This is a genomic window from Knoellia sinensis KCTC 19936, assembly GCF_000768705.1.
GTDB classification, from domain to species: domain Bacteria; phylum Actinomycetota; class Actinomycetes; order Actinomycetales; family Dermatophilaceae; genus Knoellia; species Knoellia sinensis.
In genome coordinates, this window is the sequence record NZ_AVPJ01000005.1 from 171,291 (window position 1) to 185,002 (window position 13,712).

12 protein-coding genes are annotated in these 13,712 nt (G+C 69.3%); 5 read left to right on the forward strand and 7 right to left on the reverse strand.

Translation table 11 applies throughout. The annotated features are described in order from the left end of the window. Positions 1 to 3 precede the first annotated feature (3 nt). The 3 genes from N802_RS08820 to N802_RS08830 all read right to left on the reverse strand — a co-directional run bounded on the left by N802_RS08820 (position 4) and on the right by N802_RS08830 (position 4,396). Entirely contained in the window at positions 4 to 1,470 is a 1,467-nt protein-coding gene (locus tag N802_RS08820; protein WP_035914862.1) for a uracil-xanthine permease family protein, read from the reverse strand. Positions 1,471 to 2,184: 714 nt separating this feature from the next. Continuing rightward, positions 2,185 to 3,834 (reverse strand): potassium/proton antiporter, encoded by a 1,650-nt coding sequence (locus tag N802_RS08825; RefSeq protein ID WP_084072046.1) that lies wholly within the window; start codon positions 3,832 to 3,834, stop codon positions 2,185 to 2,187. Beyond that, entirely contained in the window at positions 3,821 to 4,396 is a 576-nt protein-coding gene (locus tag N802_RS08830) for an SPFH domain-containing protein (RefSeq protein WP_035914866.1), read from the reverse strand. The genes N802_RS08825 and N802_RS08830 overlap by 14 nt, the downstream gene beginning before the upstream one ends. Before the next feature lie 258 nt (positions 4,397 to 4,654). Here N802_RS08830 and N802_RS08835 point away from each other — a divergent pair, with 258 nt between their 5' ends. Both N802_RS08835 and N802_RS08840 read left to right on the forward strand, forming a co-directional pair. Further along, positions 4,655 to 5,623 (forward strand): sensor histidine kinase, encoded by a 969-nt coding sequence (locus tag N802_RS08835; protein ID WP_211254367.1) that lies wholly within the window; start codon positions 4,655 to 4,657, stop codon positions 5,621 to 5,623. Further along, the gene (locus tag N802_RS08840; protein ID WP_035914871.1) at positions 5,620 to 6,279 is read left to right on the forward strand and encodes a response regulator; all 660 of its coding nucleotides are present in this window, start codon (positions 5,620 to 5,622) and stop codon (positions 6,277 to 6,279) included. Before N802_RS08835 ends, N802_RS08840 begins: the two co-directional genes overlap by 4 nt. 9 nt (positions 6,280 to 6,288) lie before the next feature. Here N802_RS08840 and N802_RS08845 read toward each other — a convergent pair whose 3' ends face one another. The 4 genes from N802_RS08845 to N802_RS08855 all read right to left on the reverse strand — a co-directional run bounded on the left by N802_RS08845 (position 6,289) and on the right by N802_RS08855 (position 9,911). After that, positions 6,289 to 6,780 carry a Gmad2 immunoglobulin-like domain-containing protein gene (locus N802_RS08845; protein WP_035914874.1) on the reverse strand — a complete coding sequence of 164 codons (492 nt, stop codon included), beginning with the start codon at positions 6,778 to 6,780 and terminating at the stop codon, positions 6,289 to 6,291. A 119-nt stretch (positions 6,781 to 6,899) separates the two neighbouring features. Further along, positions 6,900 to 7,055: a hypothetical protein gene (locus N802_RS20820; RefSeq protein ID WP_245613884.1), complete on the reverse strand. Its 156-nt coding sequence runs from the start codon at positions 7,053 to 7,055 to the stop codon at positions 6,900 to 6,902. Beyond that, on the reverse strand, positions 7,031 to 8,194 hold the full coding sequence (locus N802_RS08850) for an ArsB/NhaD family transporter (RefSeq protein WP_245613885.1): 1,164 nt from the start codon (positions 8,192 to 8,194) through the stop codon (positions 7,031 to 7,033). Before N802_RS08850 ends, N802_RS20820 begins: the two co-directional genes overlap by 25 nt. A 355-nt stretch (positions 8,195 to 8,549) precedes the next feature. Beyond that, positions 8,550 to 9,911: a PucR family transcriptional regulator gene (locus N802_RS08855; protein ID WP_084072049.1), complete on the reverse strand. Its 1,362-nt coding sequence runs from the start codon at positions 9,909 to 9,911 to the stop codon at positions 8,550 to 8,552. Between the two features lie 35 nt (positions 9,912 to 9,946). On the opposite strand from N802_RS08855, the gene N802_RS08860 reads away from it, so the two are divergent. Genes N802_RS08860 through N802_RS08870 form a run of 3 tightly spaced genes read left to right on the forward strand, consistent with a single transcriptional unit; the run spans position 9,947 to position 13,535 of the window. Further along, on the forward strand, positions 9,947 to 10,642 hold the full coding sequence (locus tag N802_RS08860; RefSeq protein WP_035914876.1) for an oxamate carbamoyltransferase subunit AllH family protein: 696 nt from the start codon (positions 9,947 to 9,949) through the stop codon (positions 10,640 to 10,642). Next, positions 10,639 to 12,135 carry an AllF/FdrA family protein gene (locus N802_RS08865; RefSeq protein ID WP_035914879.1) on the forward strand — a complete coding sequence of 499 codons (1,497 nt, stop codon included), beginning with the start codon at positions 10,639 to 10,641 and terminating at the stop codon, positions 12,133 to 12,135. The genes N802_RS08860 and N802_RS08865 overlap by 4 nt, the downstream gene beginning before the upstream one ends. Next, a complete protein-coding gene (locus tag N802_RS08870) occupies positions 12,132 to 13,535 on the forward strand; it encodes a YlbE family protein (protein ID WP_035914883.1) in 1,404 nt (467 codons plus the stop codon). Before N802_RS08865 ends, N802_RS08870 begins: the two co-directional genes overlap by 4 nt. Positions 13,536 to 13,712 lie beyond the last annotated feature (177 nt).

Sequence of the window (13,712 nt, forward strand, 5' to 3'; positions counted from 1 at the left end):
GGGTCAGCGCTTGTCCTGGTAGAGGTCGTCGATGCCGTCCTCGTCGCCATACACACGGTCGCCGGTGGCGATGGCCGTGCCACCGGGTCCGCCGTCGCCATCGGCGCGGTCGCGCAGGTCGGCGGGGGCGATGGCGCGAGCGAGGTGGTAGGCGCCGATGGCGACGATCGTGCCGAGGGCGATGCCGCTCAGGATGAAGTCGTCGCTGAGCTGCATCTTGACGTCACCGACGCCGATGATGATGCCCGCGGAGACCGGGACGAGGTTGATCGGGTTCGCGAAGTCGACGCCGTTCTCCTTCCAGATCTTGGCGCCGAGCAGGCCGATCATGCCGTAGAGGACGACCGTGATGCCGCCGAGCACACCACCGGGGACGGAGGCGACGAGCGCCCCGAACTTGGGGGAGAGGCCGAAGAGGATCGCGACGATCGCGGCGACGTAGTAGGCAGCGGTCGAGTAGACGCGCGTGGCGGCCATGACGCCGATGTTCTCGGCGTAGGTCGTCGTGGGCGAGCCGCCGACGGACGAGGCGATCATCGTGCCGACGCCGTCGGCGCCGATCGCGCGGCCCATGTCCTTGTCGAGGTCGGCGCCGGTCATCTCGGCGACGGCCTTGACGTGGCCGGTGTTCTCGGCGATGAGGGCGATGACGGCGGGGAGCACGAGGAGGATCGCGGCGGTGGAGAAGCTCGGGGCGTGCCAGCCGGGGACCTCTGTGCCGTCGGCGTTGAAGATCGTCTCGGCCGGGAAGCCGAACCACGCGGCCTCACCGATGCCGGCAGTGTTCCAACGCAGGTGCTCGGTCGCCTCGGTCGCGCCACCCAGCACGGACGTGATCGGACCGGCGGTCTTGTCGAGGATCCACGACAGCGCGGTGCCGAAGATCAGCGCGAGGAAGATCGCGATGCGGCTGATGAAGCCCTTGAACGCCACCGCGCACACGATCGTGAAGAGCATCGTGGCGAGCGCGACCCACTGGTCCTGCGGCCAGTAGATGTTGGCGACGACCGGTGCGAGGTTGAACCCGATGAGCATGACGACGGCGCCGGTGACGACGGGCGGCAGCACCTTGTGCAGGACGCTCGAGCCGAGGAAGTGGATGGCCAGGCCGACGAGGGCGAGGACGAGACCGGAGACGAGGATCGCGCCGGTGACCTCGGCGGAGTCGCCGCCCTGCGCGCGGATGGCGGCGACACCACCGACGAACGCGGCGGACGTGCCGAGGTAGCTCGGGACCCGGCCCTGGACGATGAGCAGGAACGCGATCGTCGCGATACCGCTCATCATGATCGCCAGCTGCGGGTTGAGGCCCATGATGAGCGGGAAGACGAACGTGGCGCCGAACATCGCGACGACGTGCTGCGCACCGAGGCCGACGGTACGGCCCCAGTCGAGCCGCTCGTCCGGGGCGACGACCTCGTCGAGGCCGAGCGCGCCCTCCTTGACCTTCCAACCAAGACCCAGAGCCATGTGCCTACCTTCCTCAGTGGGATGCCGCGCAGGACCTCACGTCATCGTGGATATGAGGACGCTAGTTGCCGCGTCCACGGGGACATTCGTCAATCTGTGACAGGGGAACGGCACGGCCACTGGCAAGTCGCCGTGTCCCACGTCACACATCCGTCACATGCGTCATCGTGGCACCAGCGGGGTGCGTGATGGTGCCAAACGCCCCCAACTCGTCCTCCTTCCGTCCCGAACTCACCCAATTGGACGGTTGGGGACGCGTTCGAGCGACCAGGCGAACCTCGGCGAACGACGACGACTCCGTATGCCGTCCGCTCACCTTCCGTCCCGAAGTCACCCAATTGGACGGTTGGGGACGCGAACGAGCGACCAGGCGAACCTCGGCGACCGACGACTGCGTATGCCGTCCGCTCACCTGCCGTCCCGAAGTCACCCAATTGGACGGTTGGGGACGCGAACGAGCGACCAGGCGAACCTCGGCGACCGACGACTGCGTATGCCGTCCGCTCACCTGCCGTCCCGAAGTCACCCAATTGGACGGTTGGGGACGCGAACGAGCGACCAGGCGAACCTCGGCGACCGACGACTGCGTATGCCGTCCGCTCACCTGCCGTCCCGAAGTCACCCAATTGGACGGTTGGGGACGCGAACGAGCGACCAGGCGAACCTCGGCGACCGACGACTGCGTATGCCGTCCGCTCACCTCCCGTGCCGAAGTCACCCAATTGGACGGTTGGGGACGCGATGAGTGGTGCGGACTGAGTTGGACGCGGGCTGAGTGGGCTGAGCAGGCAGGGCTTTCGGAGGCATGGCCCTGGGCGAACCGTTGCGCTGGGGCTGCTCCCTTGTCGGCTTCGGGGGCGGGGTCGGTACGAGGTCCCCGGGCTCGCCGTGCCACTGGGCGAGGCGGCCACCCCTGCTCACGGCCCGGAGGCGACGTTCGGTCAGTTCGCGCTTCGAGTTCGAGGTGGCCAGCAGCAACCGGTCACCGTGACGCAGGACCGTGGTGTCGTGCGGGACGAAGATGCGCCCGTCGCGCACGATCATGCTGACGACGCTCTCCTTCGGGAGACGGATCTCGAAGATCGCGACGCCCCCGAGCCGGGACTCCGGCGGCAGGTCGAACTGGAGGAGGCTCGCGTCCATGTCCTCGAGCGGGGCCGCGTCGATCTCCACCTCACGTGTTGCTTCGGATTCGGTCACGCCGAGTCGTCGGGCGAGGCCCGGGAGCGTCGGTCCCTGCACGAGCGTGAAGAAGACGACGAGCAGGAAGACGACGTCGAAGATCCGGTCGGCCGCGGGCAGCCCCCGCGTCATGGGGATCGTGGCCAGCACGATGGGGACCGCGCCGCGCAGGCCGGCCCACGACATGAACACCTGTTCTCGCCAGGGGACGCGGAAGGGCGTGGCGCACAGGGCGACCGAGATCGGACGCGCGATGAAGGTCAGGGTCGTCCCCACGACGAGGGCGGGGATGATCGCGTCGACGAGCCGGCTCGGGGATGCGAGCAGGCCGAGCATGATGAAGAGTCCGATCTGCGCCAGCCACGCCAGTCCTTCGGCGAAGCCCGTCGTCGCCCTGTGGTGCGGCAGGGTCGCGTTGCCCAGCCACAGACCCGCGACATAGACCGCGAGGAAGGGGCTGCCCCCAGCAACGCCGGCCACGGCGAAGGCGAGCATCGCGAAGGCGATGGTGGCGAGTGGGTAGAGCCCGGCGGAGGGGAGGGCGCTGCGGGCGAGGACCCACTGGCCGACCCGGGCCACGACGAGGCCCACACCTGCACCGACGACGAGCTGGACGAGCATCGCCGAGCCGATGCTCACGACGCCGGACTCGTCCCATGCATCCGAGGCGACGACGGTGACGAGGATGATGACCGGCGGGTCGTTGAACCCGGATTCGGCTTCCAGCGCGGCGCGCAGTCGGCGCTGCAGGGGCATCGCCCGAAGGACGGAGAAGACGGCGGCAGCGTCCGTGGACGACGCGACCGCGCCGAGGAGCAGGGCGGTCCGGACGTTGACGTCGAGGATGAGGTAGACCAACGAGGCGGTGACCCCCACGCTGATCGCCACGGCGACCGTGGCCAGCACGAACGACAGGGCGGCGACCGGTCGGACCACTGCCCAGTCCGTGGAGAAGCCTCCCTCCGCGAGGATGACCGCGAGGGCGAGGGAGCCGAGGATCATCGTCAGATTGAGGTCCTCGAATCCCAGCCCAAGGCCGGACTCCCCGAGGGCGAGGCCGATGGCGAGGTAGAGCAGGAGGCTCGGCAGACCCACGCGGCTGGAGATCCGCACGGCTGCCACGCCGAGCAGGAGGACGAGTGTGGTCGCGAGGACGACGACATTGAGGTCAGCGGCGTTCATGGGTGGCCCCTGCGTCCGTCTCGCGGTGGCCGGGCCGGACGCTGTCGAGGAGCGCGGGTGTCAGCCGGGTCTCGAAGTCGCTCAGCTCGAGCGTCACGACCCGGATCCCCCAGGCTGCGGTCGTCTCGTTCACCTCCTCCGGCACGGCCGACTCGAGCCCCTCTCGGGCGGGGAGGACGTCAGCCACGTGGAGACGGGAAATGGCTCGGGTCAGGGCGTCCTCGAGTTCGCACCCGACGACGGAGGCGGCATCGGGTTCGGCGTCCGTGGCCAGCGCGGGTTCGAGGATCGCCCAGTTCGCTGTCCCGGTGACGTGCACCGCGACGCCGTCCCGGGTGAGGGCGGGGACGGCCAGCATGAGGTGGTTGGGGCGCAGGGACACCGAGGTGATCCGCTCGACGACAGGGATGTGGAGCACCACGCCTGGTCCGACGACGCGATGGGTGACGCCGAGCCGGGTCACCACCGCGCGGTGGTGCTCATCGATGACGCGTACTGCGGCAAGGGCTCCCACGAGCAGGACCGCTGCCGGGACGGCCAGCCACGGGACGAGGGCCTCCACGAGACACTCCTCCCGCCGGACGACAGTTGGCGCGGCGGGAGGACCTCGCGGGCTCGCTCCCGCCGCCCCATCAGCCTGCCGCGACGGGGGAGGAGGCGGAATCGGGGCTACCACCCACATCCGCGACTTTGTGCCCCAATGGGATGTGCCTCGCTGCGCTCGCCGCGTCCCATTGGGGCGCAAAGTCGAGGGTCGGGAGCGGTGGGTGGGTGTCGGCGTTCGTGGACTCTGGTGTGGTGGATGCGACAGAGTGGGTTGATGAGGCTTCTGTGGCGCATGCCGCTCTATTGGCGGGTCATCGTCATCAACGCGGCGGTCTTCGTGTTGGGCACGCTCGCCCTGGCGCTCGCGCCCGTGACCGTGTCGGCCCGGGTCCTCGCCTCGGAGGCGGTCGTCCTGGCCATCGGCCTCGTCACGATCGTCGTCCTCAACGCCCTCCTGCTGCGGTCCACCCTCGTCCCGCTCGATCGAGCCGCCCGTCTCATGGAGCGAGTGGACCTCGAGAAGCCCGGCGAGCGACTGCCGGAGACCGGCAACGGCGCCGCCGCCGACCTGGTCGAGTCGTTCAACGCGATGCTCGAGCGGCTCGAGGCCGAGCGCGACGCGAGCACCGCCCGCGCGCTCGCCGCTCAGGAGGCCGAACGTCAACGCATCGCCCGCGAACTGCACGACGAGGTGGGTCAGGGCCTGACCGCCATGCTGCTCGGCCTCAAGCGTGCCGTCGACAGGGCTCCCGACGACATCCGCAGCGACCTGATCCTCGTGCAGGACGCAGCCCGCGGCAGCCTCGAGGAGGTCCGCGGGGTCGCGAGGCGACTGCGGCCCAGCGTGTTGGAGGACCTGGGCCTGCTCAGCGCCCTGTCCGCAACGGCGACGGAGCTGTCCACCCACAGCGGGATCCACGTCCAACGAGGCCTCGCCCAGGGCCTGCCCGACCTCAGTCCCGAGGCCGAGCTCGTGATCTATCGCGTCGCCCAGGAAGCCATGACCAACGTCGCACGCCACTCGGAAGCCGACACCGCCTACCTCTCCTTGACCCGGCAGGGCGATGCCGTTGCCCTCCTCGTCGCGGACAACGGCAGGGGAGTGAGGGGACGAACGGAAGGCACCGGCATACGAGGCATGAAGGAACGTGCGCGGCTGGTCGGTGCGGATCTCACGGTCCGTCCCCGACCGGAAGGCGGCACCGAAGTGCGCCTTGTCGTCCCCGCAAAGGCGGCCACATGACCGCGACGCCACGGATCCGCATCCTCCTCGCCGAGGACCACGCTCTGGTGCGGCAAGGCGTCAAACTCATCCTCGACGCCGAACCCGACCTCGAGGTCGTCGCCCAGGCGGCAGACGGTGCGGAGGCCGCGAGCCTCGTCCGGGAGCAGGAGGTGGACCTCGCCGTGCTCGACGTCGCCATGCCCCGGATGACGGGACTGCAGGCTGCCCGCGAGATCAGTCGCCGACGGGACGCTCCGGCCATCCTCATGCTGTCGATGTATGACAACGAGCAGTACTTCTTCGAGTCGCTCAAGGCCGGCGCCTCCGGCTATGTGCTCAAGTCGGTCGCCGACCAGGACCTCGTCGAGGCGTGCCGCGCGGCGATGCGCGGCGAGTCGTTCCTCTATCCGGGGGTGACGAGCACGCTGGTCCGCAACTACCTCGAGCGGGTGCGCCGGGGTGAGCGGGCGCAGGCCGGCGGACTCACCCCGCGGGAGAACGAGGTCATCAAACTCATCGCCGAAGGCCACCCGTCGAGCGAGATCGCCGAGGCGCTGACGATCAGCCTCAAGACCGTCGAGCGACACCGGTCGAACATCCTCGCCAAGCTGGGGATGCGGGACCGGACCCAGCTGACGCGCTATGCGATTCGCGCTGGCCTCGTCGAGCCGTGAGGGCTGGCGTCAGGCGCGCGGCACCCGCACGACGTCACCCGGGTGGATGACGTCCGGGTCGGAGATCGTGACCGGGTTGGCGGCGACCAACCGGTGATAGAGGCTCCCGCTGCCGTAGTGCTGTGTCGCGATGGCCCACAGGGTCTCGCCGGGCTGGACGACGTGCTCGAGGTAGGCCGTGTAGCCGGGCACGATCTGCCCACCCAGCAGCGCCGGGACGACGACGCGGTCGAGCTCGCTCCCGTCGTTGGCCGAGACGTGGAAGACCTCGACGAAGACGCGCTCGCGGACGAAGGCGGCGCCTGACACGTCGACCTCGACCTGGAACTGCCCATGGCCTCCTGCGCCGTCCCCGGCCATGAAACTTCCGGTCACCTCATCGTGGCCCTCGGTGATCCGATAGCTGAAGTTCGCCTCGAATGCTTCCCCGGCGACGCCGGCGATCTGGACGGTGTCGCCGACGATGTCGTATGCCCGGGGTTGCTGGATGTCGATGCTCATGTGGTCCCCTCCTCGATCCTGACGCGCGATGGCGATGCGCCGGTCCGGACGCAATCCGTGAGTGCGCGGATCTCCAGCGTGGCACGGGCGCCGCGGCGGGGGAAGGGTGAGACGAACGGTCAGAACGCGAAGTAGCGCAGCCAGACATAGACCCACGAGACGACGAGCGTCATGGCCGTGACGACAACCCCGTAGCGGGTGAACTCCCAGAAGGACACGGGCGTCCCGTTGCGTGCCGCGATGCCGATGATCACGACGTTGGCACCGGCCGCCACCGCCGTCGTGTTGCCGCCGAGGTCGGCACCGAGGGCGAACGCCCACCACAACGGTTCGCCCTCGCCGGCGGGCAGCGACGCCACGAGGTCCTGGACCACTGGTGCCATCGCGGTCGTGTACGGATGTTGTCGACGAACGCACCGAGAACCGCCGACCCGAACAGGAGGGCCGTCGCGGCGAGGAAGCTCCGATCGCCCGTCGCCTCCACGGCAGCCTCACCGAGCGCCCCGATCACGCCGGTCTCCACCAACCCGCCCACGAGGACGAACAGGGCCATGAAGAACGCCAGCGTGGGCCACTCCACCTCCTCGAGGAACTGCGCCGGGTTGGCGCCCGTGACGAGGACCATGAGCCACGCGCCGAGCAGGGCGATGAGCGACGGCTGCACGTGCAGCACCGAGTGCAGCGAGAAGCCGATCATGATGAGCGCCAACACGATGAGGCATTTGCGGAGCATGGGCCAGTCTCGGATCTCGTCCTTGGGGGAGAGGTCCGCGACGGCATCGGCGTGGTCGGCGCCGTAGTCCAGTCGGCGGCGGAACAGCAGCCACGAGAGGCCGAGCAGCAGCACCTGCAGGAGGATGGCGATCGGCGTCATGTGGACGAGGAAGTCGTTGAACGACAGGTCTGCTCGGCTCGCGATGATGATGTTCGGTGGGTCGCCGATGAGGGTGGCGGCGCCACCGACGTTCGAGGCAAAAGCGAGCGTGATGAGGTAGGGAATCGGGTCGAGGTCGAGGCGCCGACAGACCATGAGAGCCACCGGTGCCATGAGCAGCACGGTGGTGACGTTGTCGAGCAGCGCGGAGGCCGCCGCCGTGACGGTCATGAGCAGCGCCATCAGCCGGAACGGTCGCCCGCGCGACCGCTGCCCCGCCCACACCGCGAGGTAGTCGAACAGCCCCGTCTGCTTGAGGATCGAGACGACGATCATCATCCCGAAGAGCAGGAAGATGACATTCCAGTCGATGCCGCTGCGCTCCGAATAGAACGCGGTCTCGGTGTCGACCAGACCCAGGATGGCCATCAGGGCGACCCCGCCCACGGCTGCCGCCACGCGGTGGACCCGCTCCGTGGCGATGAGGAAGTAGGTCGCGACGAAGACGGCGATCGCAAGCACCGCGGGCGTGGCCGTCACGGGCGGCCCGGCGGGGGTCGAGTCGACATGGCGTCACTCTGGTGCCGACGGCGCGGACCGACCATCCGTGCCACCACCCATTCCCCGTCCCGAACTCACCCAATTGGACGGTTCGGCACACGCGAACGACCAGCCCGTATGCCGTGCGCTCACCTCCCGTCCCGAACTCACCCAATTGGACGGTTCGGCACACGCGAACGACCAGCCCGTATGCCGTGCGCTCACCTTCCGTCCCGAAGTCACCCAATTGGACGGTTGGGGACAGGCGCGAACGACCAGCCCGTATGCCGTGCGCTCACCTCCGTCCCGAACTCACCGAATTCCTCGGTTCGGGACGCAAGACCCCAGGAGCTGGTCAGACGCCGCGCATCTGCCGGATCCGCAGCGCCAGGGCGAGCGTGAGACGCAACTGCGGGTCGGTCGTGAACGGCCCGAGCATCTGCTCGAGCTTGGTGATGCGGTATCGCAGCGTGTTGTAGTGGAAGAACAGGATGCGCGCCGTCTCGGCGACGTTGAGGTTGGTGTCCAGCAGGACCTGGAGGGTCTGGCGCAGGTCGGCATGGGAGGTCTGGTCGTCCGTCGCCAGCGGCCCCAGAGCCTCGTCGACGAACGCCCGCAGGTCCGCGGTGTCGGGCACGAGCGACAGCAACCGATAGATGCCGAGTCCGTCGAAGTGCATCACCGCCGACTCGCCCTGCATCTGCCGCCCCACGGCCACGGCTCGCAGGGCCTCGCCATAGGCCCGGGGGATGTCCGCGACGGATTCGACCGGCCGCGAGACCCCTGTGGAGAAGGTGCGGCGACCGCCGCCGCCATCGCCTCGGACGACCTTGACGATCTCGCCGACCGATCGCATGACGGCGTCCTGCTCGCCTTCGCCGCCATAGGGGGCAGGCACGAGCGCCACGACCTCCTGCGAGAACCCGGCGACCGGTGCCTTGGGCTCCCGCGTGCGCACGGCCTGAACCCAGGCCCGCACGAATCGCTCCTGAAGAGAACGCAGTTCGTCGGTCTCGCGCGTCGTGTGGTCGTCGTCCTCGTCCGTCTCGGCCACGACTACGACCATGCGCCGGTCGAGGTCCCACCCCAGCGAGGCGGCATGAGCCGCGGCCTCTGCCGGGCCACCGGCTCGACCCACCAGGGCGTCGCGCAGGAACTCCGCGCGGTACTTGCCCTCCACCGCCGCCACGGCCTGCTCCTTGGTGATGGCCAGGGCGGCCACGGCGGCAGCGCGCTGCAGGCCGTGCACGTCGGTCGTCGTCAGAACCCGTCCGGGCGTGAACACCGCCAGCAGCCCGTGGTCGGACGTCCCGGCGACGATCCGGACCATCGTGCGCTCCGAGCGCGGGCCGTCGCCCGGATCACGTTTGCCGACCGGCTCGTCCTCGACGATGAGCCGCCCGGTGCGGTCGAAGCAGTCCAGTCCCATGACGGTGGCGACGGCGTCCTCGGCCCCGGCCGTCGCGACGACACGACCGTCGCTGGTCGTCACCAGGGCGACCCCCTCGAACAACCCCACGAGCGCTTCGCACAGATCAGCCAGCGAGCCGCCTGCCAGCACGGTCTGCACGAGGATCCGGTTGACCTCGTCCTCGCGCTGCAGCAGCTCGGCCTGATGGTCGACGACGCGTTGCAGCGACTCGACGGTCGCTTCGCCGCCCGCATCGGCTGGCAACTGCTGGCGCTCGGCGCCGAGATCGTTGGCAACATTTACCATCCGGCCACAGTAGCCGCGCTGACTAGCGTCAAGGGGTGGATACGACGATCCCGGCTGCGGCCTCCCCGCTCACGCGGGATCTCGTGGCGGGTTCGCGCCGGCCTGCTGTCGTGCTCGCGGCGTTCCCGACGGCCCTCTACCTCATCCTGCCCGAGCATGCCCGCGTCCTCCCCGTCGTCACCAGCGATGCGCTCGTCCTCCCGACGTCCGTGCGACTCGCCGAACCCGGCCCGCGCGACTGGGGAGTCGCGCCGGGCGAGGCCGTGACCCTCGGAGGCGACCTGGTCGCGTTGCCGAGCCACGGCATACGAATCGTCCGGTCCTGGCGCCCCCGGCGCGTCAGGACCGGCGCACCACAACCGGTCGCGTTCGACTGGGCCCCTCTGCTCGCCGAGATCGGCCGCGGCGAAGGGCTCACCCCCCGCGCCGACGACGTCCTCTGCGGAGCACTCCTCGCCGCGCGAGCCCTCGGCATCGCACGACCCGCAAGGGTGCCCGCGGAGCGCACGACGAGTTTGTCGGCGTCACTTCTCGTCGCCGCTCATGCCGGGTATGCCGTGTCAGCCGTCGTCGATCACGTCACCTCCGTCGTGGCCGGGTTCGCAGACTCGCAGGCCACGCGCGAGCAGATCCTCGCCATCGGCCACACCTCCGGTGAAGCTCTCCTCCAAGGCATCGACCTCGTGCTGGATGCAGCCAACACCCCTCTCCTGGAACGGATCTCGTCGTGACTGTGACTCAGGTGGACGTGCGCAAGGGCGCCTATCACGACTCCGTGACCCTGCTCCAGGTGTCGCGAACCATGGGTGAAACGGCAGGTGTCGAGGCTGCGCAAGTGGCCATGGCGACCGAGCTCAACGTCGAGGTCCTGACCGGCATGGGCTTCGACATTCCCGACACGGCAGGACCCAACGACCTCGTGGTCGCGGTGCGCGCGGCCGACGACGAGGCGGTCGCCGCCGGTGTTGCCGCCGCCGACGCCGCGCTCACAGCGACGTCCCGGGCGCCTGGCGGTGGGTTCGGGGACGCGCCGCCTCCTCGAACCACGGCCTCGGCAGTTCGTGCCGGCGGTGCCGAGATCGCCATGATTTCGGTGCCAGGGCGCTTCGCGACGACCGAGGCGCTCGATGCGATCGGGGCCGGGGCGAGCGTGATGTTGTTCTCCGACAACGTCTCCGTCGAGGACGAGGTGCTCCTCAAGGACGCAGCAGCCGCCGCCGACGTCCTCGTCATGGGGCCTGACTGCGGCACCGCCGTCATCGGGGGAGTGGCGCTCGGTTTCGCCAACGTCGTGGACGCCGGACCGATCGGCATGGTCGCAGCGTCGGGGACGGGCGCGCAGCAGATCATGTGTCTCCTCGACGCCGCCGGGGTGGGCATCTCGCACTGTCTCGGCGTCGGAGGGCGCGACCTCAAGTCCGCCGTCGGCGGACGTTCCACCCGTCAGGCCCTCGCCGCGCTCGCCGCCGACGACGCCACGACGTCGATCGTCGTCGTCTCGAAGCCACCGGACGAGGAGGTCCTCGCGGACCTCGAGTCGTATGCCGGCGGGCTGGGTCTCCCTGTCCACTGGGCGACGCTCGGTGCGGGTCGACCGGACCTCACGTCGGCGCTTGAGGCGGTGCTTCGGGCCGAAGGGCGTGACGTGCCGGGTTGGCCGAAGTGGTTGTCGGACAACGACCCTGAGCCCGGCTCGGTGAGCGGGAGCCTGCGTGGACTCTTCTGCGGCGGAACCCTCGCGGACGAGGCCATGTTGCTGGCTGCCGAGGAATTGGGTGACATCCGCTCGAACATCCCACTGCGTGACGACCTCGCACTGGGGTCTGACCTGCGATCGGACGGGCATGTCGTCATCGACTTCGGCGACGACGGGCTGACGCAGGGGCGGGCGCACCCGATGATCGACCCGACCCTCCGCATGGAGCGCATCTCCGCCGAGGCCGCCGACCCGACGTGTGGGGTGCTGTTGCTCGACCTCGTCCTCGGCTACGGCGCCCACCAGGACCCCGCCGGTGAACTCGCCGACGCGATCCGCGCCGCCAAGGACACCGCCCGTGCAGATGGGCGAGAACTCCCCGTCGTCGTATCGCTCACGGGCACCGAGGGAGACCCGCAGGGGCTGACGCGCACCGCCCTGACGCTTGCCGCGGCCGGTGCCTCGGTCTTCCTGTCCAACCGCGACGCCACACGGCACGCGCTCAGCTTTCTCGGAGGCGACCGATGAACCAGCCGTTGCGCGGACTCTTGTCGGCCGAGTCGCCGTCGGTCGCGACCTCTGGGGTTCAGCTCTTCGCCGACGCCCTTCGCGGGCAGGCCGTCGAGGTCACGGAGGCGGACTGGCAGCCGCCCATGGAGGGGACCGAGGCCGACCTCGCCCGGGTCATGGGAGATGCGCGTCGAGCGGAGGCCAACGCGACGGCATACGCGCGAATGTCAGCCGCGGGAGCCGAGCTCTGCGACGTGAAGCAGGCCAAGGACGCCCTGGACCTCGAGCGCGGGACGTTCTTGCACGCCGGGCCGCCGATCGAATGGGAGCGGATGTCGGGTCCGCTCAAGGGCGCCCTGATCGGTGCGGTCCTCTTCGAGGGACTGGCCGACAACGCCGAGGAGGCCGAGAAGGCCCTCGCCGCAGGGCAGTTCGCGTTCGAGCCGTGCCACCACCGAGACGCGGTCGGACCCATGGCGGGCGTGGTGTCACCGTCGATGTGGATGTACGGCCTGCGCGACGAGGCCCATGACGCATGGTCGTGGTGCTCGCTCAACGAGGGGCTCGGCAAGGTCCTGCGCTATGGCGCCTACGGTCCCGAGGTCGTCGACCGACTCCACTGGATGACCGATGTGCTTGGGCCGATCCTGCAACAGTCGGTGCGCGTGACCGGACCCTTCGACATCAAGGCGATCCTCGCCCAGATGCTCCAGATGGGCGACGAGGGCCACAACCGCAACCGTGCCGGGTCGCTCATGCTGCTGCGCGAACTGCTGCCCGGGATGATCACGGCGGACGCGTCGTCGACGGACATCGCGGAGGCGGTGCGCTTCTCGGGTGCCAACGAGCACTTCTTCCTCAATCTCGGTATGCCGGCCTGCAAGCTCGCGACCATGGCGGCACACGGGGTGGCCGGGTCGTCGATCGTGACGACGATGGCGCGCAATGGCACCGACTTCGGGATCCGGGTGTCCGGAACCGGGGATGCGTGGTTCACCGGTCCGGCGAACACTCCGGAAGGCTTGTTCCTGGGGGACTATGGGCCGGACGACGCCAACCCCGACATCGGTGACTCGGCGATCACGGAGACCGGCGGCATCGGTGGCTTCGCGATGGCGGCGGCCCCGGCGATCGTGAAGTTCGTCGGCGGCGATGTGGCGTTCGCGCTGCAGGCGACGCAGCGGATGTACGAGATCACGCAGGGCGAGCACCCGATGTTCCAGGTGCCGATTCTCGACTTCCGCGGGACGCCGACAGGGATCGACGTCGTATCGGTCGTCCGGACCGGGATCCTGCCCCAGATCAACACCGGCATGGCCGGACGCGTCGCCGGGACGGGGCAGGTCGGTGCTGGGTTGGTGACGCCGTCCGCGGAGTGCTTCCCGGCGGCCTTGGCTGCCCTCGCGTCGCGCGTGTGAGCGGACGCGGGCGACCTCGAGGTGGTGCCCGCTCAGGAAGTGTCTTTGCTCCACACACGGGAGCAAAGACACCCACACGTGCTGCACCACGCCGGAGCAACCAACGATTGCTTCACCGGCCGTGAGCAACAAAGGTGTCTTTGCGTCGCGAGAGGGAGCAAAGGCAGTCCCTGACAG

Bases quoted from the DNA above. Each gene is read 5' to 3' on its own strand.
- N802_RS08820 (WP_035914862.1), bottom strand. From the start codon at position 1,470: ATGGCTCTGGGTCTTGGTTGGAAGGTCAAGGAGGGCGCGCTCGGCCTC.
- N802_RS08825 (WP_084072046.1), bottom strand. From the start codon at position 3,834: ATGAACGCCGCTGACCTCAATGTCGTCGTCCTCGCGACCACACTCGTC.
- N802_RS08835 (WP_211254367.1), top strand. From the start codon at position 4,655: ATGAGGCTTCTGTGGCGCATGCCGCTCTATTGGCGGGTCATCGTCATC.
- N802_RS08840 (WP_035914871.1), top strand. From the start codon at position 5,620: ATGACCGCGACGCCACGGATCCGCATCCTCCTCGCCGAGGACCACGCT.
- N802_RS08845 (WP_035914874.1), bottom strand. From the start codon at position 6,780: ATGAGCATCGACATCCAGCAACCCCGGGCATACGACATCGTCGGCGAC.
- N802_RS08855 (WP_084072049.1), bottom strand. From the start codon at position 9,911: ATGGTAAATGTTGCCAACGATCTCGGCGCCGAGCGCCAGCAGTTGCCA.
- N802_RS08870 (WP_035914883.1), top strand. From the start codon at position 12,132: ATGAACCAGCCGTTGCGCGGACTCTTGTCGGCCGAGTCGCCGTCGGTC.